General features: G+C 60.1%; 12 protein-coding genes. 6 read left to right on the top strand and 6 right to left on the bottom strand.

Annotated features, from left to right (window positions below):
• Positions 1-178 precede the first annotated feature (178 nt).
• The 5 genes from C4S59_RS11390 to C4S59_RS11370 all read left to right on the top strand — a co-directional run bounded on the left by C4S59_RS11390 (position 179) and on the right by C4S59_RS11370 (position 14,299).
• Positions 179-6,640 (top strand): type I polyketide synthase, encoded by a 6,462-nt coding sequence (locus tag C4S59_RS11390; RefSeq protein ID WP_103910625.1) that lies wholly within the window; start codon positions 179-181, stop codon positions 6,638-6,640.
• A gap of 6 nt (positions 6,641-6,646) precedes the next feature.
• Entirely contained in the window at positions 6,647-7,654 is a 1,008-nt protein-coding gene (locus C4S59_RS11385) for a glycosyltransferase (protein ID WP_103910624.1), read from the top strand.
• Between the two features lie 3 nt (positions 7,655-7,657).
• The gene (locus C4S59_RS11380) at positions 7,658-12,142 is read left to right on the top strand and encodes a MupA/Atu3671 family FMN-dependent luciferase-like monooxygenase (protein WP_103910623.1); all 4,485 of its coding nucleotides are present in this window, start codon (positions 7,658-7,660) and stop codon (positions 12,140-12,142) included.
• A gap of 3 nt (positions 12,143-12,145) precedes the next feature.
• The gene (locus C4S59_RS11375; RefSeq protein WP_103910622.1) at positions 12,146-12,817 is read left to right on the top strand and encodes a 4'-phosphopantetheinyl transferase family protein; all 672 of its coding nucleotides are present in this window, start codon (positions 12,146-12,148) and stop codon (positions 12,815-12,817) included.
• A gap of 165 nt (positions 12,818-12,982) precedes the next feature.
• A complete protein-coding gene (locus C4S59_RS11370; protein WP_103910621.1) occupies positions 12,983-14,299 on the top strand; it encodes a GumC family protein in 1,317 nt (438 codons plus the stop codon).
• A 4-nt stretch (positions 14,300-14,303) separates the two neighbouring features.
• Here the strand turns inward: C4S59_RS11370 and C4S59_RS11365 are convergent, their stop codons facing one another.
• The 6 genes from C4S59_RS11365 to C4S59_RS11340 all read right to left on the bottom strand — a co-directional run bounded on the left by C4S59_RS11365 (position 14,304) and on the right by C4S59_RS11340 (position 21,915).
• The gene (locus tag C4S59_RS11365; RefSeq protein ID WP_103910620.1) at positions 14,304-15,356 is read right to left on the bottom strand and encodes a CpsD/CapB family tyrosine-protein kinase; all 1,053 of its coding nucleotides are present in this window, start codon (positions 15,354-15,356) and stop codon (positions 14,304-14,306) included.
• Between the two features lie 172 nt (positions 15,357-15,528).
• Entirely contained in the window at positions 15,529-17,628 is a 2,100-nt protein-coding gene (locus C4S59_RS11360; RefSeq protein ID WP_103910619.1) for an NAD-dependent epimerase/dehydratase family protein, read from the bottom strand.
• 10 nt (positions 17,629-17,638) lie between these two features.
• Entirely contained in the window at positions 17,639-18,610 is a 972-nt protein-coding gene (locus tag C4S59_RS11355; RefSeq protein ID WP_103910618.1) for a glycosyltransferase, read from the bottom strand.
• Entirely contained in the window at positions 18,597-19,811 is a 1,215-nt protein-coding gene (locus tag C4S59_RS11350) for a glycosyltransferase (protein WP_103910617.1), read from the bottom strand. Before C4S59_RS11350 ends, C4S59_RS11355 begins: the two co-directional genes overlap by 14 nt.
• A complete protein-coding gene (locus C4S59_RS11345; RefSeq protein ID WP_160006840.1) occupies positions 19,808-20,791 on the bottom strand; it encodes an NAD-dependent epimerase/dehydratase family protein in 984 nt (327 codons plus the stop codon). The genes C4S59_RS11350 and C4S59_RS11345 overlap by 4 nt, the downstream gene beginning before the upstream one ends.
• Positions 20,779-21,915 carry a Gfo/Idh/MocA family protein gene (locus tag C4S59_RS11340; RefSeq protein WP_103910846.1) on the bottom strand — a complete coding sequence of 379 codons (1,137 nt, stop codon included), beginning with the start codon at positions 21,913-21,915 and terminating at the stop codon, positions 20,779-20,781. Before C4S59_RS11340 ends, C4S59_RS11345 begins: the two co-directional genes overlap by 13 nt.
• A 295-nt stretch (positions 21,916-22,210) precedes the next feature.
• Between C4S59_RS11340 and C4S59_RS11335 the strand changes: the two genes are divergently transcribed.
• The gene (locus C4S59_RS11335) at positions 22,211-22,972 is read left to right on the top strand and encodes a WecB/TagA/CpsF family glycosyltransferase (protein ID WP_103910615.1); all 762 of its coding nucleotides are present in this window, start codon (positions 22,211-22,213) and stop codon (positions 22,970-22,972) included.
• The last annotated feature ends 59 nt before the right edge of the window (positions 22,973-23,031 follow it).

Here is a 23,031-nt window from a genome sequence, read left to right as displayed (position 1 = left end):
GCCGCGTTTTCCCCCTAAGAATCCGGGTAAGACCCGAATTAATATTAGGGAAATGCGATATAATGGGCGAAAATCATCCGATATTGTACGGGATATGAACGATATATCCCCTTGTCGCCGCATTTCGTCCAAATTTGCCACATAGGTTACGACGAGAGTGCCGCAGGACATTGTGAGTATGACGTTTGAAGATCAGCCGCAGAGTAGAAGCGGCAGCGATATTGCCATTGTTGGTATGGCCTCTCATTTGCCAGGGGCCGAGTCGATTGCAGCCTACTGGCGCAATCTGCGCAATGGCGTGTCCTCTATCCGGAAGTTAACCGAACAGGAACTGCTTGAGGCAGGGGAAGACAAAGGCCGCCTACGTCATCGCAACTATGTTCCGTTTGCAGCACCTCTGGACGGGTTTGACCGTTTCGATGCGGAGTTCTTCGGGTTTTCGCCGAAAGAGGCCGCGATCCTTGATCCCCAGCACCGCCGTTTTCTGGAAACCGCGTGGGAGGCGTTGGAAAACGCTGGTCACGTACCCGAAAACTTCCCCGGTCAGGTCGGCGTCTTTGCGGGCTGCGGTATGGGCAGCTATCTGTACTTCAATCTGTGTTCGAACCCCGATCTGGTGGAAAACACGGGCATGTTCCTGTTGCGGCACACAGGGAACGACAAAGATTTCCTGACAACGCGCCTTAGCCATGTACTGGATCTAAAAGGCCCGTCGATCAACATCCAGACGGCGTGTTCCACGTCTTTGGTTGCCACGCATTATGCATCGCAGGCGTTGTTGAATGGCGAATGCGATATGGCGATTGCGGGCGGTGTCACGATCGAGCTGCCCCAGAACCGTGGCTATCTCTACAAAGAAAACGAAATCCTGTCGCCGGACGGGCAATGCCACGCCTTTGATCACCGCGCGCAGGGCACTGTCTTTGGCTCGGGCACTGGTGTGGTGGTGCTGCGCCGCTTGGATGATGCGATTGCAGACGGCGACCATATCTGGGCGGTCATTCGCGGCACGGCGGTGAACAACGATGGCGCGGCCAAGGCAGGCTATCTGGCGCCATCGGTCGACGGACAGGCCGCCGCGATTTCCGAGGCGTTGGCAATTGCGGATGCGCCGGCGGACACCATCGATTACGTCGAATGCCACGGCACCGGCACCTATCTGGGCGACCCGATTGAGGTCGCGGCCCTGACACAGGCGTTCCGTGAAACCACCGATCAGGCGGGCTTCTGCCGGATCGGGTCGGTGAAAACCAACATCGGTCATCTGGACACGGCTGCCGGATCGGCCAGTCTGATCAAGACGGCCTTGGCGCTGTACAACAAACAGATGCCGCCGTCCTTGGGGTACGAGGCACCGAACCCCTCGATCGATTTCGAAACCTCGCCCTTCCGCGTGAATGACACGCTGACCGAATGGCGCGAAGCAGATCACCCGCGTCGGGCGGGTGTGAATTCGCTGGGCGTCGGCGGCACCAATGCGCATGCGGTGTTGCAAGAGGCCCCCGCGCGCGCCGTGTCTGAGGACAGCGTGTTCCCGTTCCAGATCCTGACGATCTCGGGGCGGAACAAGGCCGCGCTGGATGAAAACACCCAACGTCTGGCGGCGCACCTGCGGGCGCAACCGGACCAGCCGCTCGCTGACATTGCCTTTACCTTGAAAGAGGGCCGTCGCGCCTTTGATCGCCGCCGTGTCGTTGTGGCGACCAGCCATGCCGAGGCCGCCGATCTGCTAGAACAGGACAACCCCCGCCGTGTGCACAGCCACACCGCACTGTCCAATCCTGACGTCGCGTTCATGTTCCCCGGTGGCGGGGCGCAATACGCGGGTATGGCGCGGGATTTGTACGAAACAGAGCCTGTTTTCGCCGAATGGATGGATCGCGGTCTTGCCAAGTTGGACACGCTGACCGACGAAGACCCCCGCGCTGTCTGGCTGCCTGAAAACGGTGGCGAAGAGGCCGCGAATGAAAAGCTGCTAACACCGTCTGTACAGCTTCCCCTGATCTTGATCGTCGAGGTCGCGCTGGCCAAGCTTTGGGAAAGCTGGGGTGTGCATCCTGCCGCGCTGGCAGGTCATTCGATGGGCGAAAACACCGCCGCCTGTGTGGCTGGTGTCATGTCGTTCGAGGACTGCATCGGCCTTGTCCATCTGCGTGGCAAACTGTTCGATACGGTGCCCGCTGGGGGCATGTTGTCAGTCAATCTGCCTGCCGCGCAACTGGGGGCTTATCTGGGTGATGACCTTGATCTGGGGGCCGTCAACGCGCCTGATCTGTCCGTCGCCTCTGGCCCGCAGCATGCCTTGGACACGCTGGAAAAACGCCTTACCACTGATGGTGTTGAATACCAGCGCATTGCTATCGACATTGCCGCACATAGCCGCATGTTAGAGCCTATTCTGGACGATTTCCGCGCCTATCTGCAAAGCATTGAGCTGCACCCGCCGCAAATCCCGCTGACGTCTAATCGCACGGGCGACTGGATGACGGATGAACAGGCGACCTCGCCTGATTATTGGGTCGAACACCTGCGCAATACCGTCCATTTCGCTGATTGCGTCGCCACGCTGGCCGAGGAACAAAACCGCGTACTGATCGAGGTTGGACCGGGCCGCGCGCTGTCATCGCTGTCGCGGATGCATGGCGCGATGCCTGCGCAGCAAATCCTGTCGTCGCTCCGCCATCCTGATGATGATATCGCCGATGACCGTTTCTTTTTTGAGGTGCTTGGACGTTTCTGGGCGCTGAGCGTTGATGTTGACTGGGAACAGGTCTGGGCCGATGTGCCGCGTCAGCGTGTACCGCTGCCGACATATGCCTTCCAGCGCAGCCAGTATTTCATCGAACCCGGTCAGGCGCAGGCCACCACTGCGCCGGAATTCCTGTCTCGGATCGAGGATATTCAGGATTGGGGCTGGGCCCCTGTCTGGCGTCCGCGCGCGGCCGAGGTTGAGGTCGATGTCACCACCGATCTGAACCGGTCCGAACCGCAGACATGGCTGATGTTCATGGATGACGGTGGCATTGCATCAAAAGCGGCGGCATCGTTGCGCAGGGCTGGTCACACGGTGGTCGAGGTGCGCGTAGGCGACCTGTTTGCGCGGGTATCTGATGATCGTTACTCGCTTGCGCCCGAACGGGGTCGCGAAGGCTATGATCTGCTGATCAAAGACCTGCTGGCCAACGGTGTCGTGCCGAACCGCATCGCGCATTTCTGGCTGCTGACACAGGACGAAGGGCACCGCCCGGGGTCCAGTTTCACGCATCGTCAACAGGAGCACGGCTTCTATTCGCTGCTGTTCCTCGCACAGGCGATCTCAGATGAAAACCTGCCGCGTGCGATGCATATGACGGTCATCACCAACGGTGCTGCCAAGGTACGGGACGAGGCGCTGACTTATCCCAAGAAGGCCACCATCGCAGGCCCCGCGCGCGTGATTCCACGTGAATTGCAGGGCGTGACTGTCAGCACCTTTGATGTCGTGCTGCCGGTTGCCGAAGATGTGCCATTCTGGAAATCGGGTGGCGAGGCCACGCGGGTTGAGACCGCCAAAGGCGCGCTGGTCGAACGTGTGCTGGAAGAGTTGCTGATTGCACCGTCTAACCGCATCGCCGCGTTGCGGGGGGCGAAGCGCTTTGAACGGGCAATGCTACCGCGCAAACTGCCAAAAACAGGCTCTATTACTGCCGAAACAGTGCTGATTACGGGTGGCTTCGGCGGTATCGGTCTTAGCCTTGCGCGTGATCTGGCGACCAAGGGGGCCAATCTGGTTCTGGTCGCACGTGAAGGCCTGCCGGACCGTCAGACATGGGCGCAATACCTGCGCCGCCACGCCCCGCAAGACCGCGTGGCACAGCGCATCCGTGCGGTCGAGGAATTAGAGGGTCTGGGCGCGACCGTCATGGTGGCCGAGGCGGACGTTTGTAATCAGGCCGCGATGCAACGCGCCAAAGACGCCGCCGAAAAACAATTCGGGCGCATCACAGGCGTGATCCATGGCGCTGGTGTCATTGCGGATGCGCCGCTGGTGACCAAGACATCCTCTAGTATCGAAGACGTCTTCACCGCCAAGCTGCACGGCACCGACGTGCTGGGTCAGGTCTTTCCTGACGGGGCGTGCGACTGGATGGTGCTGTTCTCGTCTTCGTCGACGGTCACAGCACCCGTAGGTCAGGTCGATTATGTTGCCGCAAACGAATACCTGAACGCCTTTGCCCAGTCCCGCGGAGGGGGCCAGACGCGGGTTCAGGCGCTGAACTGGGGCATCTGGTCCGAGGTCGGTATGGCCGCCGATGCGGTCGCTGCGCGCTTGGGCGCCGATGTTGAGGTGCCGGTCGAGGATGTTGCCCAGCCGATGCTGGACAAGGCGACATTCGATCAGGACGGAAACAGGATTTTCACCGCGGAATATTCGCTGGATGACTGGTTCATTGATGAACACCGCACCCGTGCGGGCGACGCGCTGTTGCCTGGTACGGGCTACCTGACACTTGCCGCCCACGCGATGGCCGCGCAGGGCGAAGGACAGAGTTTCGAACTGCGTGACCTGACTTTCCTGCGGCCATTGACCGTGACCGAAGGCGACCCGCGCCAGATGAAACTGCGCCTGAAGCGTGACGATGCGGGCTATGGGTTCGAGGTATTGGGCAACGCCAAGGTTGGCAAAAAATCCGGCCATGCGCTGTGTGCGCAAGGTCAGATTGCCTTGCGTCCCCTACCGCCGGTTCAACCGCTGGACCTGAAAGCGATCCGTGCCCAGTGTGGTGCGGTTCAGCAGGCCTCAGACGGGGGCAAGCTGGGCACAGGGCAGGGCGAACATCTGGATTTCGGCCCGCGCTGGCAGGTGCTGGACACCAAGGCCTTTGGTAGGGACGAGGCGATAGCTGATCTGTCGCTGCCTATCGCGGCGCAGGACGATGCGGGCTATCTGCTGCATCCCGCGTTGCTGGATATCGCCACGGGCTGGGCCATGGAGCTGATAGAAGGCTATGCGCCCCAGAATCTGTGGGTGCCCGTGTCCTATGGCCGTGTTCGCGTCTATGGGCCGTTGTCGTCGCAGATCGTCAGTTGGATGCGCAACGCCGGTGAAAACCGCGCAGGTGGGGAAAGCGCGAGCTTTAACATCACGCTGACCGATCCCGACGGAACCGTGCTGGTCGAGATCGAGAATTTCAACATCCGCAAGCTGGACAGCACCACGCGCCTTGGTGCGCCGCAAAAGCTGTCTGAGGCCGAAATAGAGACTGATATGAAGCAGGGCCATCACCCGCTGTCCCCTGCCGAGGAACGCCTGAACCACAACCTGTCCCAAGGCATTCGCCCCGAAGAAGGCGTCAGCGCCTTTGCGCGGGTTCTGGCGCTGGGTGATCCGCAGATCGTTGTGTCGTCAATGGATCTGGATGCGCTGACCCGTCAGGCTGATCATGTCGAGTCCAGCGGCCCGAGTCAGAGCTTTGATCGCCCCGAACTGGAAGGCGACTATGCCGCGCCGGAAACGGATATCGAACGGACCCTTGCCGGTTTCTGGGAGGAACTGCTGGGCGTACGGAACGTGGGCATCGACGACGGGTTCTTTGACCTTGGCGGGCATTCCCTGATCGCGGTGCGTCTGTTCGCGATGGTCAAGAAAGCTTATCGCACCGAATTCCCCATCTCGATCCTGTTCGAGGCACCGACCATCCGCGCCTGCGCCGCGCTGATTGCCGAACGTGTGGGTGACACGGGGCAGGCGGGCGATGCGTCGGATAAGCCGAAAACCAAACATCCCGAACGCCGCTTCCGCCATCTGGTGGCGATGCACGATGGCGAAGGCGGTCCAAAGACGCCATTCTTCCTTGTCGCTGGCATGTTCGGCAACGTCCTGAACCTGCGCCATCTGGCGCACCTGCTTGGCAATGAACGCCGCTTCTACGGCCTTCAGGCGCGCGGGCTTTATGGCGATGAAGAGCCACATAAAACGATCACCGAAGCCGCGCGGGATTACATTGCAGAGCTGAAGCAAGTACAGCCAGAAGGGCCCTATTTGCTTGGCGGCTTCTCGGGTGGCGGGATCACCGCCTATGAAATGGCTCACCAGCTTGAGGCGATGGGCGACGAGGTTGCGCTGGTCGTTCTGCTGGATACACCGCTACCCCAGCGCCGTCCGCTGGAATGGAAAGACCGGATGCTGATCCAGATCGCAGAGCTGCGCAAAAAGGGCGTCGCTTATCCGTTTATCTGGGCCAAAAACCGCATCGCATGGGAACTCCGTAAACGGCGTGAGTTCGAGGCGACCGAAGAAACCGGCGCATTCCACGATGCCGAGATCGAGGCATCGTTCCTTTCCGCTGTCGCGACTTACCAGATGAAGCCGCGCGATGGCCGTATGGTCCTGTTCCGTCCGCCACTGCGCGGCAAATGGTCTGTGTCCAACGGGCGGTTTGTCGATGATGAACGGGCTTATCTGTTCCATGACAATGACTGGGGGCAGTACACGCCACAGATCGAGGTCTGCGAAGTTCCGGGCGATCACGACTCGATGGTGCTTGAGCCTAACGTGCGCGTTCTGGGGGCCGAAATGCGCAGAGTGATCAAACTGGCCGAAGCGTCTGATGCAGGCCATGGCACCGTGTTGCCCTTTGCCTCGCAGGCGGCGGAGTGATCAGCCATGACGACGCCGACTGTTCTGACCATCATCCTGAACTGGCGCAGTGCGCAGATGACGCTGGGCGCGGCGATGGCGGCTGCCTATGCGATGGAAGATCTGAAGGGCGAGATTCTGATCGTCGACAACGATTCAGGTGACGGGTCCGAAGAGCAGTTGAAGCAATGGATCGCCGAGGCCGATTGGAAAGACATCTGCCCTGTGCGCGTCATCCAGTCCGGTCACAATGGCGGGTTCGGCTTTGGCAACAACGTCGGCATCAAAGCAGGGCTAAGTGACGGGTCGCGGCCCGATTACGTCTATATCCTGAATTCCGATGCCTTCCCCGAAAAGGGCGCGATCTGTGCGCTTGTTCGGCATCTGGAAAACCACCCCGAGGTGGGATTTGCTGGATCGGAAATTCACGGGTCGGAAATGGATCGGCAACTGACCGCTTTCCGCTTTCCGACCATCTTTTCGGAATTCGAAGGTGCGGCGCGGACCGGTCCAATTTCGCGTCTGCTTTCCGCCTATACAGTGCCTATTTTCGGGTTGGAAAAGACAGGGCCAGTTGAATGGATCGCAGGTTGTTCCCTGATGATGCGTGACAAGGTTTTGCAACAGGTCGGCCTGTTTGACGAGACGTACTTTCTGTATTTCGAAGAAACCGATTTGTGCGCCCGTGTGCAGGGTGCAGGCTGGGGCGTGGACCATGTCGCCGAAAGCAAGGTGATGCATATCGGGTCGCAATCCACTGGCATGGGTAGCTGGAAACGCATCCCCGACTACTGGCTGGACAGCCGCTGGTATTACTTCGTGAAACATCATGGGCGCGCCTATGCCATCGGTGCGACGGTGGCCCATATTATGGGCGGCCTAATCTGGCGTCTGCGCCGCATGTTGACGGGCAAATCCCAGATCGACCCGCCCCGTTTCTTGTCCGATTTGCTGCGGCATGCCCTTTGGCACATCGCTGCGCCGCTGCCCCCGTCCAAGGTGCCGGCCATCCCCAATGACTCAGTGAGGTCTTAGACCATGTTTTCCTGTATTCTGATCGGTAACGATACGCTGACCCAGCATTGCGGGGCCAAGCTGCTGGCGGCGGGGCATAACGTGGTGGCCGTCTTTACGCGCGCTGATGGGGTCGCGGATTGGGCGCGCGACAATGGCCTGCCGGTGCAACCCCTCACACGTGATGCGGCGCAGCAATTGGCGGGGCAGCCGTTTGACTGGCTTCTGAGCGTTGCGAACCTTGATATCATTCCTGACGACCTTCTGGCGCTTCCCAAGCGCGGGGCTGTCAATTTCCACGACGGGCCACTGCCGCGCCATGCCGGTCTGAACGCCCCTGTCTGGGCGTTGATCGAGGGCGAAAAGCAGCACGGGATCACGTGGCATTTTATCGAAGGTGGTATTGACGAAGGCGACATCATCGTCGCCCGCAACGTGGCCGTGTCCGCCAGCGATACGGCGCTTAGCCTGAACACCAGCTGCTTTGCCGCAGCAATGGAAAGCTTTGACGAGGTGATGGAGGAACTGTCCTCGGACGCGCCGCGTCGGGTGAAGCAGAACCTCGCCCTGCGCAGCTATCACGCGTTAGCGGATCGTCCGGCGTCGAACGGTTGGTTGGACCTGTCGCGCCCTGCGGCCGAGTTGGAACGTTTGGTGCGTGCTTTGGATCACGGCGACTATTGGAATCCGCTCTGTGTGCCGAAATTGCGCATGGGCGGCACGTTCTACGCGGTCGGTTCGGTCGCCGTTGTTGATGGCAGAGGTGACGCTGGTCAGGTTCTGTCCGCCTGCTCCGATACGCTGACCGTGGCCTGCGGAACGGATGCGCTGCGGATCAGTGGCCTGCGCTGTCTGGATGGTGCAACCATCCAGCCCGAAAGCATCGCCAAGGCTGGCGATATGCTGGACGCCTTCGAAGACATTGACCTGCCGGATATCGCTAAAAACGATGCCACTTGGCGTCGCGCCCTGGCCAAAGCGCCCTTTGCCCGCGTCCCCGGACTGCTACCCGATACAGGCCGTACCCAGACCCTGATCCTGAATGATGTGAACGATCCAATGGCTGCGGTCGGTCGATTGGTGGCGACACTGGGCGGCGGTTTGTTGGCGTTCCAGCACAGTGACGTTCCAGATAGTCAGGGCCTGTTGTCGCCATGGGTTCCGGTTCAGATCTCTGACGACTTCAATGATCGAAAACAGGCTCTGTTACAGCGCAAAACCTTTGCCTTGGACCTGATGCTGCGCGACCCTGCGCTGGCCGACATGGGGCTTCCGGATATTGCGGTGTCGGATAACGCGGGTGCGGTCGCGGGTATTCCCCTGACCATCGAAATGTCCGGCGACAAGACCGTTCTTCACTATGACAGCGGCCGCATCCCCGAGCTTTACGCCAACGCCATTGGCGCACGTCTTCAGGCCGATAATGATGCCCTGACCGAAATTGAACGCGATCTGGTTCTGAACGGCTGGAACGACACGACCACGGATTTCACCGATCAACCGATGCATCGCCTGTTTGAAGCACAGGTCGCCAAAACACCCGATGCCATCGCGCTGGTGTTCGAGGATCAGAGCCTGACCTACGCTGATCTGAACGCGGCGGCGAACCGTTTGGCGCGTGTGCTGGTTGATATGGGCGTCGAGGCGGACACCGTTGTCGGCCTGTGTTGCCGCCGGTCGTTTGACCTGATGGTGGGTGCTTTGGCGATCCTGAAGGCTGGTGGTGCCTATCTACCGATGGACCCGACCTATCCCGCCGACCGCCTGCGCCACTTCGTGTCTGACAGTGGTGCCAAGGTCGTGCTGACCCAGTCCGATCTTCTGGCGCAACTGCCCGATCACGATGCCGAGGTTCTGGCGATCGACACTGATCCGCGTGCAGCCCAGCAGGACGGCACCAATCTGGGTGACACCAGCGGTCCGGATGATCTGGCCTATCTGATCTACACCTCGGGTTCGACCGGCCTGCCCAAAGGCGTGATGATCGAACATCGCAATGTCGCGAACTTCTATTGCGGGATGGATGCGGTGGTGCCCGATCACGGCGGCACGTGGCTGGCCGTTACATCGCTCAGCTTCGACATCTCGGTGCTTGAACTGTTCTACACGACCGCCCGAGGTTTCCGCGTTGTGATCGCGTCCGACGAAGACCGCGCGATGATTTCCGGCGGTGCGCTGGGCAATGACGGCGGGATGGAGTTTTCGCTGTACTATTGGGGCAACGACGACGGGCGGACCCATCACAAATACGACCTGTTGCTGGAAGGGGCTAAGTTTGGCGATGAACATGGCTTCTGCGCGGTCTGGACGCCTGAACGCCATTTCCATGCCTTCGGCGGGCCCTATCCGAACCCTTCGGTCACAGGGGCGGCTGTAGCGGCGGTGACCAAGAATATCGGCGTGCGTGCTGGTAGCTGTGTCGCGCCGTTGCATCACCCCGCGCGAATTGCCGAAGAATGGGCGGTGATCGACAACCTGACCGATGGGCGCGCCGGTCTGGCCATTGCCAGTGGCTGGCAGCCGGATGACTTTGTACTGCGCCCCGAAAACACGCCGCCGAACAACAAGCCTGCGATGTTCGAGACCATCGACACATTGCGCAAGCTTTGGGCGGGCGAACCTGTGCCGTTCCAGCGCAAGGACGGCACGATGCACGAGGTCGTCACTCAGCCGCGCCCTGTGTCGGCCAAGCTGCCGGTTTGGGTGACAACGGCGGGTAACCCCGAGACATGGCGCGAAGCGGGCACCATCGGTGCAAACGTTCTGACCCACCTGCTGGGCCAAAGCGTGGATGAGGTCGCGGACAAGATCAAACTCTACCATCAGGCGCTGAAAGACGCGGGCCACGATCCCAAGGATCACAAGGTCACCCTGATGCTGCACACCTTCCTTGCCGACACGCGGGAAGAGGCGCAGGAGATCGCGCGCGAGCCGATGAAGGATTACCTGCGTTCGGCTGCGGGTCTGATCAAGCAATACGCTTGGGCCTTCCCTGCGTTCAAAAAGCCCGAAGGGGCGAAGAATGCGTTCGACCTTGATCTGGGGTCGCTGGAACAGGACGAGCTGGAGGGCATTCTGGATTTCGCCTTTGAGCGCTACTTCAACGACTCGGGCCTGTTCGGCACGGTGGACGATGCGATGGACCGTGTGCGTGACCTGCAAAAGATCGGCGTGACCGAAGTCGCCTGCCTGATCGATTACGGCATTCCGACCGATACGGTTCTGGCGGGCTTGCGGCCCTTGGCCAAGGTGGTGGCGCAAAGCAAAACGGTCAGTGGGCCTGCGGCAGACGACTTCTCGCTCGCGGCGCAGATTGTGCGCCATGACGTGACGCATCTGCAATGCACGCCGTCGATGATGCGGATGATTGCTATGAACGACGAGGCGCGCTTTGCCCTGTCGCGGGTCAAGCATCTGTTCCTCGGGGGCGAGGCGCTGCCCGGTGCGTTGGTTGCCGATCTGGCCAAGGCGACGGATGCGACAGTCACCAACATGTACGGCCCGACCGAAACAACGATCTGGTCGTCTACCCAAGCGGCAGGCGGGACCGAGGCCGTGGTCAACGTCGGTCTGCCCATCGCCAACACCCAGCTTTACGTTTTGGACGACGCGCAGACCCCTGTCGGTATCGGCGCCGAGGGCGAATTGTGGATCGGCGGTACGGGTGTCACGCGTGGCTATTGGAACCATGCGGAACTGACAGCCGAGCGGTTCGTCGAAAACCCGTTCCACGGTGGACGGATGTATCGCACTGGCGATCTGGTGCGCCGTCGTGGCGATGGCCGGATCGAATTTATCGGCCGTGTGGATCACCAAGTGAAGCTGCGCGGCTTCCGGATCGAACTGGGTGAGATTGAAGCGCGGCTTGAGGCCGTGAAAGGCGTGCGTCAGGCGGTTGTCATGGCGCGCGAAGACCAGCCAGGTGATCTGCGTCTGGTGGGGTACTACACAGGCTCTGAACAGGCGGAAAACGTGCTGAATGCCAAGCTGTCCGAGGATCTGCCCAGCTTCATGGTGCCCAGCCGGTTTGTGAACCTGTCGGCCTTTCCGCTGACGCCTAACAAAAAGGTCGATCGCGGTGCGCTGCCTGCACCAGAACAGAAGCGGAAGGCACCGGCGAAACCGGCCTCGCGTCCTGCGCCTGTTGCCGCCAAAGGGCAAGGCGACACCGTCCGTATCACCGCACAGATCGCCGCGATCTGGAGCGAGATCTTGGGCGTGGATCAGATCGACCCCCGCGACAGTTTCTTTGACCTTGGCGGGCATTCACTGCTGGCGGTTCAGGCGCATCGCGCGATCCGTGACGGGTTGAAGGTACCCAAGCTTGCGATTACGGACATCTTCCGCGCGCCCACCCTGTCTGCGCTTGCGGCGCGGGTGGCAGAACTGTCGCCAACAACTGCGCCAGAGCCCGCTACACAGGATGCGCCTGCGGAAAATGATCGTGCGCAATCGCGCCGGGATGCAATGGCGCGACGTCGTGAAATGCGCGCGCGCCGGAAGGTATAAGTTATGTCCATCTGTGATCTGGAACAGCACCTGTCCTTGATCGACTTTCCGGGTCGATTGACGGTCTCTGTTGCTGATCCGGGGGCGGTTCACCCGCCGTTGCACCCTGTGGAAGAGGCCGCTGTTCTGCGTGCCGTGTCCGGTCGCCGCGCCGAATTTGCCGCTGGCCGAGTCGCCGCACGTATGGCCTTGGCGCAAATGGGGCTGCCCGGTGTGTCCATCCCGATGGCCGAAGACCGCGCGCCGGTCTGGCCTGCGGGCACCGTTGGTAGCATCAGCCACACCGGCACTGCCTGCATCGCGATCACCGGCGATTCCGAGGATTACGCAGGGCTGGGTATCGACCTGGAAGATGCGGGCAGTCTGGACATCAGCCTACGGCGCGAAATCGGGACCAAGAAAGAGCTGGACCAGATTTCCGATGATCACGGAATTGCAGCTACCCGTTTGTTTTCATTGAAAGAAGCGGCTTACAAGGCGCAGTATAACCTTAGCCGTACCGTTTTCGGCTTTGGAGCACTTGAACTGACGGATGGTGGCAAATGCCTGCGTTTCGCGCGCCCCGTTCCGCCCTTCAAGAAGGGGGATTGCCTGCCTGTCTTGCAGTGGAATGTCGGTGATATGTGGCTGTCATTGTGCGCGCTGAGCGCGTCATTTTTACACGTAAAGTCCTGAGAAAACGAAGGTTTTGGAAATGCACTGTTTCCGATTCCGCCCGTTTGGATTGTGGCTTTTAAGGGGCCGTTCCGATAGATTGTGGCGTGAAGATGGCGAAATCTCTTCAGATAGGGATTCGCAACTTCCGAACGCAATGGGGGCGACTTTGCGGGAGCATAGTGGATGAACCAGTTTCAAAGCCTCGGGGAATTCCTCGCGGCAATTCGCCGTCGTACTTGGGTGATTATTCCCATTTTCGTGCTGGGCTGCCTTGCGGCTGCCATGTTCGCGAAATCCCAGCCTAAGCTGTATCAGGCTATCTCTGTCATCCAGATTCAGGATGCACGGATCGAAGAGCCGGTGCGCATCGGCATGCCTGTCCGCCAACAACGCGATCCCGCCCGTCAGGTGCGGTTGATCGAACAGCAGATGATGGCCCGCGATAACCTGATCGAGATCATGGATCGCTATGATCTGTTCATGGATCCCAGCCTGTCGATGATCGAACGCGTATTCGAAATGCGTCAGTCCGTTCTGGTGGAACAAATCCGCGCAGGTGCGCAGCCATGGCAGACAGATATCCCGCCGTCGGGTCTTCGCATTACGGTGCAGCTGGGTGATCCTGAAAAGGCCGCTGCCGTTGCCAACGATCTGATGACATCCGTGATTGAACAGGCCCGTGAACAGGGACTGGCGCAGGCCCGTGATGCGCTCAGCTTCTTTGATGCGGAACAGGATCGTCTCAGCACAGATATCGACAAGGCCGCAGCCGAAATTTCGGCGTTTAAATCCGCCAATACGGATGCACTGCCCACCGCCCAAACCGCCCTGCGCGATCAACTGGCGACGCTGGAAGACACCAAGCTGGAACTTGATCAGGAAATTGTGACGCTGCAAAACAGTACCGGCCGTCAGCGCGAAGGTGTCGTTGAGCAGCAGGTCGCACTGTTGATCCAGCAGCGCAACGTTGTCGAAACCCGTATTTCCGAGATCGAAGAGGCGATGGCCCGTTCCCCCGAGGTCGAGCGCCGTCTGGATGCATTGGAACGTGATCTTGCCCAATTGCAGGAACAGTACACCATCGTCACACAGCGCCGTTCGGATGCGCAGATGGAACAGATGCTGGAAGCTCAGCAGCAGTCCGCACGTATGGATGTGCTAGAAGCCGCCATGGTACCCGAGGCACCCATTTCCACCAGCGCGCTGAAAATCATGGTCGCCGGTATTCTGGGGTCCGGCATGCTGGCGCTGGGTGTGGCCTTTGTTCTGGAGCTGCTGAACCCCGCGATCCGCACTGCGGCCCAACTTGAACGCGCACTGGGTGTCAAACCCGTGGTGTCCATTCCGGTGATCACCACAAAACGCGATGATCGGAACAATCGGTGGAAATGGGTTGGACGCATCTTTGCGCTACTGCTCGGGTTGGGCGCAGCGATTGTCTATGTGTTCGGGCCGGAAGGCTTGCTGGGTCGAATCCTCCCGATGCGGGCGGGCAACTGATCCGTCAGAAGTATTCGTAATTCGCGCTGTGCACGCCTTCGGCCTTGTTCAGGACGATGCCCAATAGGGGCGTCGCTTCGCCCAGACGGCTTTCGACCTCTTGGATTTCGGCCTGTGTGGTGACACCGCCACCCACAACCAGCAAAACGCCATCCAGATGCGGTTGCAGCGCCAGAACGTCGTCTGAAAACAGGGCGGGCGGCAGATCAAACAGGATGACGTCCGGATTCAGCCGTTCTTCAAGATCGTCCAGTGCGGCCCCTGTGCGGGGATCAAGCAGCAGTTCCGAGGCGTAGGATTCGGCGGAATCGTTCAATCCGAACGCAATGTTCTGACCCGCATGTAGCGTGTTCGGGCCCAACCGTTTGATGTGGTCCTGCGGGTCTTTGGTACCTCGAAGCATCTCGCCGATGGATCCGGGGTTCTGAACGCCCAGCACTTTGGCCAGCGACGGGCGGCGCATGTCAAAATCCAACAGCAGCGTTCGGCAATTTTCCTGACGCGACAGGCTCAGCGCCAGATTGGCCGCTGTGAATGTTTTGCCACAACCTTGCGTGGGCGAGGTGATGGCAACGCGCTTCCAGCCCTTTTCCGACAGCGCCTGAAGCAAACGGGTGCGCAGCACGTCGAATGTCGTGTGCGCGCCGTCTTTGCGCGTGCCCGTGATGATACGGTGGCGATCCAGCGTCGCGGCATCCAGCGAAACGGTTCCCAAACTGTCCCAATCGCTCAGCGTAGGGGCGTCGGGAACGTATTCGGGTTCGGGCTGGGCTGATTGAGCGGCTGCAGCTTGTTCAGCTTCGGCCTGACGCCGAGCCTCGGCTTTTCGTTCTTCTTCGACGCGGCGCAGTTGTTCGGCAAGACGTTGACGCTCGGCCTCTTCCTCAGCGGCGCGTGCTTTGGCGGCAGCGGCGGCCTCTTCGGCCTGGCGTGCCCTGATCTCGGCTTGCTTACGTTCTGTATCATCGATTTGCGGCGCAGGAACGGCTGGCTCGATCTCGGGGAGGGATTGAGCGCCTGCGCGTTTTTTGCGTGTGAATTTGGGGCGTTGGGTCATGGCAACACCTTTAGCGCCCGCAAATGGGGCGTCATTTTCTGGCTGATGATTGGCCGGATTGTCATCAATCCTTACCCCGTACCCGATTATTTACTGCACTCAACAGCGTCTCTTTCATCAGAACAATCTGTCAAAAATACGGAGAAATCGGGAGAATTGTTAACAATCTGGATCAGAAGCCAAACAGGTTGGCCTCTTTGATCCCTTTTTCGACAAAGGCGCTGCGATCCGCTTCTGGTGCCCAACCTAACATGGTTTTGGGTTTGTCATTCACAAACGGCGAAAAATGCGCGCGGCTTTTCCAATCGGCCAACGACGGGCGCGTCAGGCCGGTCCGGCGCAGCGCGTGTTTTTTCAGCACGTGTTTCACTGCATCTGCCGCGAACAGCAGGTTCAGATTTGATCCCGAAACGCGGAGCTTGGCGCCATAGACCTGATGGATCGCGGCAAAGTAATCGCGACCCGACATCATCGGCTCACCCACAAGGTTGAAGTCTTCGCCCAGTGCGGCGTCGTCTTCGGCCATGCGGATCAGGCCATCTGCTACGTCGTCATTCAGAACAAACGGCAGGATGTTGTTGCCATGCCCCCAGATGCGCACCGCACCGGCCCCGTGCCAGCGGCCGATGCCCCAGTGTTGCAGCGGGCCGCCGGGGCCGATCACAATACCGGGCCGTGCGATGGTCAGCGGCAGGCCGCGATCCTTGTGCATGGCCATCAGGCGGCGTTCGCATTCCGCCTTGGACCGCGCATACAGGTTCCGGTCGGTCATATCATCGGGGAAGCCCAGATCCTCGGTAATTTTCACGTTGGGGTCTGACATGTCGTAGCTGGCGATGGTGCCGGTGTAGACCAGCCGTTTGACACCCGCGCCCATCGCCGCCTCGGCAATCGTTTCGGCCACACCCACATCGTTGATCAGACAGTCTTCCCAAGACGTCCCCATGGCGCGGGCAAGGTTGAACACCACGTCCATGCCCCGCATCGCATCGGTCAGCCCTTCGCGGTCTTTCAGGGATACACCGACGGTTTCCACCTGATCCGGCAGATCGGGGAAGGGGCCGGTTTTGCCACGGGACAGCACGCGCACGTCGCGGCCTTGGGCCACCAATGCGCGGGTCAGCGCACGACCAATGAACCCTGTGCCGCCGATAACCATCGCCGTCGGTTTGGGATCGCGCGTTTTGACGGCGGGGGCTGCGACGGCCAGTTGGTCTGCGGGGACCAAAGCCAAAGCATCATCCAGCGCCTGCATCACCTGAACGGCAGCCTCTGCGCTGAAACGCGGGTCGGCGGGTTTGTCCAGATTGCCATAGATCGCGCGGTTCATGCCGCGAAAGCTCTGACCATAGGCGCTTTGTTTGTTCAGGGATTTGGTCTGCACAAACAGATTGCGCATCCCTTCGCGCAGATGCTGGGCCGACATATCCAGCTGGCGGCGCAGCGGGTTCACGATCAGATCCGATGTGTTTTCACGGTCCACGACAAGCGTATCGGCCGCGAAATCCAGACGGGCACGGCCGGATGATCCGCGCAGCGTGACAGATCGGTCATCGACGCTTTCTACCATGCTGACCGTAATGTTCAGATCAACATCGCCCGCCCTTGCCAGAATGCGGAACATCTGGGGGCGTGTGTCGTCGCCGGGCAGGTCCACGGGTTTGGACAGGATCGTGTGCTCAACCGTGACAGGCCCGAACAGATCGACAGCAAAGGCCATCAGGTGCGGGCCTAGTTCCAACAGCAGATTGCGCGGTTCGCGTAGCAGCCAGAGGTTATAGGGACCGGACCGCAAGGGTGCCAAGGGCAATGCCCATGTCAGTTCTGCTGATGATACACGGCCCAATGTGCCATCGGTAACCATGTCCTTCAGCCGTTCATAGGACGGCAGGCCAAGGAAGTTATGGCCAGGGTGAAACCGCGCGCCGGATTTTTCCGCCGCTTTTGTCATGGCGCGGGTGTCATCGGCGCTTGTGGCGACAGGCTTTTCAACGGTCACGTGCAGGCCTGCGTTCAGGCACTGGATGGCGATGTCTTTGTGGATATGCGGCGGCGTCAGGATGTGCACAGCATCGCATGTGCCGCTTTCGATCAGCTCGTCCACCGACCCGAACGCCTGCGCGCCGAACGCTGCGGCCAACCCCTCGGCGGCGGCGCGGGATGTGTCGGCAACGGCGGCGACTGTAACACCACGGGTGTCGCGCAGCGCCTCGGCATGCCATGTGGCGATATAGCCTGCGCCAATCAAACCTACGCGTATCGGATCGGACATATCTGGCCCCTTACTTGTACTCGATCAGGCGCATGTCCGCGCCGGTGAGCCTGCGAAGATGGAAACGAAGGTATCCCTGCAGGTTCGGAAATTTGGAAATGGTCAGCAAGACCGCGTGACGGCGCGCCTCGGATGCAGGCAGTCCTTCTGCCATCAGCCCCTTGGCCGTGCGCCACCAGTTCAGCGGATAGATCAACAACAGCAGCAAGGCAGGCCAGCCAATCAAGGCCAGCAGAACCAAGGTCGCGAGCGGCACGGCCAGCGCGTAGATCAGCATCCGTTGCCGTTCGCGCACGAAATAATCGGGGTGCAGATGGCCCACCTGACCAAAACCATGGCCGGTCCGTTCGGCACGTCGCCACCACTGGCTGAACTTGTAGGTCGCCGCATCGTGGCGCGTCATGTCTTCGGGGATGCGTTCCAGCTTGCCGCCAGCTTTGGCCAGCCGCACGCAAAGGTCGTCATCCTCTGCCGCGATCACGGCCATGTTGAAGCCGCCGATCTGATCAAAGGCGCTGGCGCGGACCATCATATTGCCGCTGCATGCCTGAATGGGGCCAGCAGGACGAAGCCATTCGACATCGCACATCTGGTTATAGACCGACGCATCGCGGTTGATTTCGCGGGTCCAGCCTGTGACCAGATAATGACCCGGATTGGCATCCAGAAAGGCAGCGCCCTTGGCGACCCAGCCGGCGATCGTCTGGCAATCGCCATCAATGAACTGCACGTAATCGGGGGGCGTGTCATGGGCCATGGCCGCTGCAAAACCGGCGTTACGGGCGCGAGCGGCAGAGTGGGGGATGGAGTTGTCCAGTTCCACGACCTCGACACCTGCGGCGCGCGCCTTGGCGACGCTGTCATCTGTTGATCCACTGTCCACAAAGATGATCCGCCGCGCTTGGCCCTTCAGGCTGGCAAGCGACGCTTCGATGCGGGCCCCTTCGTTGCGGCCGATCAGAATGGCGTCAACCACGCTCATGCAGATCCCCTTGGAACAGGGCCGACAGTTTTGCGGCCTCTGTGGCGATGTTGAAGTCTTGTGTGACCTTGTCGCGGCCTGCCTGACCCATGGTATGACGGTCTGTCGAGGGGGAAAGCAGGTCTTTCAGTGCCCCTGTCAGCGCGTCCGTATCGCCAGGCGCGACGAGTTTTCCCGATACGCCATCTTCGACCAGCTCTGGGATGCCAGCGATGCGGGTGGTCAACACGGGGACGCCTGCCGCCATCGCCTCCATCAAAACAACGGGCACGCCTTCGGCAAAGCTGGGCAGGACGAAAACAGATGCTTTGGTCAGTGCCTCGGCCACTTCGGACTGGGATTTGTACCCAACGAAATCGCAGCGGTCGGCGATGCCCAGATCACGTGCTTTCGTCTCTAATTCGGCCCGATCTGGTCCATCGCCGATCAGGGTTAGTCGGAGGGCGGGGATATCTGCGGCCAGATCGGCGACCGACTGCAACAGGATTGGTACGCCTTTGACACCGGCCAGACGACCGACGAACAGAAGGTGCGGCTCGGTGACGTCAGTCGGGGTGTAGCGGTTAGGCTGGATACCGCAATGGACGATATGGAAACGGTCCCAATCGGCGGGTTTGGCGAAACACATCAGTTGCGAGCGGGCAAAGTTGGAAATGCAGGCCACAAACTTGGCGCGCGCCGCCTTTTCATCAATCCGCCAGTGATGCGGTTCGAAAAAGATGTCGGGGCCGTGGATCGTAAAGCTGTAGGGGATGCCCGACAGATGCGATGCCAGCATCGCCACGGTGCAGGATGCCTTGGCGATATGGTTGTGCAGATGGGTAACGCCCGCGTCCTGCAGCTTGGTCGCCAGCACCATCGCCTCGGCCAGATAGATCATCTGGTACAGGCGGCCCTTGATGCCCTTGGGCGCCGTGGACCATGCAAGCTTTAGCGCGGACAGAAACCGTGCAGGCTGGCGCAGGTTTTGACCCAATGCGCGCAAGAATAGGGTCGATTTCACGGCTTCCAGAACGTGGAATGTCTGGGCCTGGTCGCTGCGCTGTTCGGGGCCGACCAGATGTTCAACGCCTGTGCGCCGGATCGAACATGTCTGAACCTCGTGCCCCAGATCGCGCAGGGACGCGACCTCTCGCTGGATGAAGGTGTCAGAGGCGCGGGGGTATTCGCCCGTCAGATATGCGATCTTGCGCAGGCTCATGCGGCATCCTCGGCAGGGATCTGCATCAGCTCTTCAAAGGTCGTGTCGCTTGAGACGTTCAGCGCCTTGTGCATGGCGTCGTTAGGGTACTTCAGCTCCATCATCCGCGCCCGCAGAATGCGTTCTTTCAAAAGTCCCGGTACGTAGCGCGCAAAGGGCCGCGCCAGTTTGGCCAGAACCAAAGCCGTGGGGAAGGACACCTGCACCGCAAATCGTGGCCCGCCTTTGTCACCGATGGCATCAATAACGCGCAGGCGGCTGGGGCGGTCATCATCAAGGATATTCAGCGCCTTTGTGCCGTCCGGATCGGTCAGAACCGCTGCAATGATCGCTTTGGCTGCCATGTGAACATGGACGACGGGGACCTCGCCCTTTTTACCGACCTGCACCATTACAGGCCCGAATTTTTGACCGGTGTGGGCGGTTGATAACTGATCCTTGGAATAGACCAGACCGATCCGCAGCATCCACAACCCGCGTCCGTCCTGTTCGCAAAACACCTGACACAGATGTTCCTGCCGCAACTTGGACGCCGTGTAGACATCACGCGCCTTGTCGGGGGATTCAACCTTGGTCGCCTCGGTCACGGTGCCGCCGGGTTTGACCGTCAGATAGTCATAGACCGACATCGAACTGACCAGAACAAAACGCCGTGCGGGGGCGTTTTCCAGGGCCTTCAGCAAATGATCGGTGGCGCGCAGCGTGTCGCGGTCGTGCGGGGCCTTTTCGTTGCCCATGTGACCGGCGGCATGCACGATCACGTCGGCATCCGAGGCAGCAGCGGCCAAGGTTTCCTGTACGTCGAATTCCGCCAGATCGGCGTTCACGATGCGGATGCCGTCATCATTTTTCCACGACAGGGGATATTTGCTGCGCACGATGGCCGTGACGGCGATACCGTTTTTGCGGGCTTCAGACACAATAGCGCGGCCAAGATACCCTGCGCCGCCGGTAACAAGAATACGGTTTACGTCGCCCAAGGCATCGGCTCCATCGGCTGGCAAGTGGTGGTCATTTTCTGCGCGCCCGTGTCATCGCCTGCGTTCTGTATGGCAAGCGTCACCTCGGTCAGATGCAACGCATAGTTGCCCGACAAACGGGACGGGCGGTCTTCTGCGATGGCGTCCAGCATTTCGGCAGGGCCAAGGGCAAAGTTCATGCTGGCTGCGCCCCAGCGCCCCGTTTTCGGGTGGGTTTCGCCCGCGATGCGCAGGCGTTTCGGGAACGGGTGTTCCAGCAGTTTCCGGCGCACGGTCATGCGGCGGGCATAGCGGATTTTGGCACTGTTATCCCATGCGGCGTTGCAGGTCAGAACGCCATTGTCGCCGATCACTTTCAGGCCGTGGTCATGGGGGGCCACAATAGAACAGGTCAGCCGTGTCACGGGGCCGTTTTCGAAAAACAGGGTGGCGACGGACAGATCAGGCGCGAAGGGTCCTGTGCCCGCCTTGTCGGGGATCACCTCGGCCGAGGCGGCGGTGACAGACCGGACGCCGCCAAACCATGCCAGAAACCAGCTTAGGTAATAGCCCGCGTGCTCTAGCGTACAGCCGACACGGAATTCATCCTCAAAAGGCCACGGCGCGCCGCTTTCGGTCATCCATTTGCGGAAGGGGGCTTGTGGGACGAAACCGTCATCCAGTTCCGCATAGATCGCGCGGGGGGTGCCCGCCGTGCCATTGCGAATAGCTTGGCCCAGTGTTTGCGCCGCTTCACCCAGTACCGAACAGGGGGCACTGGCCAGTTGCAGGCCCTTGGACGCCGCCAGATCGGTTAGCGTTTTTGCCTCGGCCACCGTCATGGCCAGCGGCTTTTCGCAGTACACATGATGGCCCGCATTCAGGCAGGCGCTGTTCACCTCGAAATGCGCGCCTGGGTTCGTTAGGTTCAGCACAACGCCGTCTTTCGGTAGCATGTCCAGAAGCGCTGTTTGGTCCGGCGCGGCGGACAGGCCCCAATGGGCGCAGAACGCAGCCAGACGCGCGGCGTCGTGATCCCAGACGCCGGTTACGCGGATATCGGGAAAGGTTTGTAGCGACCGCATGTACAGATCGGCGACAAAGCCACATCCGATGATCGCGACGGATTTATCCTGATCACGCATCACGATCCATCCCGCCCCTTTGCCCAAGACAGGGGGCGTATCGTCTGTCCAATCCTGTCGATCATTCTGCGGATGCCTTGTTTCGTCCGTAACGCGCTAAAAAACTTTGTACTCAGAAGAAAATGGCCTGAATTCGGCGAAGTTTGGTAATTCTATCAATTCCACCGTGAAAGATCAGGGTTTGTTGCGAAAAAACCTGTTGTGATGCGCGGATGCGATGCAGGCGCTGGACGCGGGCTTCTGAAGTTTGCATGAAACGAAGATAACGATTGGCACCCAACGCAGGGGACGTGGTTTGGATTTCAAGGTCGGCACATATCAGGTTCGGGTGAACACCCCGACAGTGAAAGACCTGCACGATCAGGTGCGTGCGCGGTTGTCGTCGGGTCAGGGCTTTGCTATGGCGACGTTGAACCTTGATCATCTGGTGAAGCTACGGACATCGAAGCCATTCCAAGCGGCTTATGCCGCGCAGGATATTGTTGTGGCCGATGGCAATCCGATTGTGTGGCTGTCCAAGATTGCCGGTAAACCTGTCGAACTGATCCCGGGATCGGACGCGATCATTCCGCTGTGCCGGATTGCCGCGCAGGTGGGTGCGCCTGTCGGACTGGTGGGCAGCACGGATGACACGTTGAAGGCCGCGGCAGAGTATCTTGAGCGCCAAGTCGAGGGGCTGAAGGTCGTCTCGACCATCGCACCGCCGTTCGGGTTTGATCCCAAAGGCGCGGATGCCGAGGCGATCCTTAAAGAGCTGCAAAGCGCTGGCGTTCGCCTGTGCTTCATCGCGCTTGGTGCACCCAAGCAGGAAGAGTTCGCCGCCAAAGGGCGCGACGTGACGCCCGAGATCGGCTTTGCATCTATCGGCGCAGGTTTGGATTTCTTTTCCGGCGCGCAAGAACGGGCACCTGCTTGGGTACGCAAGATCGCGATGGAATGGCTGTGGCGCACACTGGGGCAACCCGCTCGTATGGTGCCGCGCTATGCCAAATGTTTTGGCATTCTACCCGGTCATGCGCTGCGTGCGGCAATGCAACGGATGGGCTTGGGTCGGTAATTCCAGCCTCGACTTTCCGGCGGAATCAGGCAGATTGCCGGACATGATGTCTTTGCTTC

Origin of the sequence: Thalassococcus halodurans (assembly GCF_900108225.1) — a bacterium.
GTDB classification, from domain to species: Bacteria; Pseudomonadota; Alphaproteobacteria; order Rhodobacterales; family Rhodobacteraceae; genus Thalassococcus; species Thalassococcus halodurans.
Note: the sequence above shows the minus strand (reverse complement) of the source record. Positions and strands in the feature narration are given on the sequence as shown.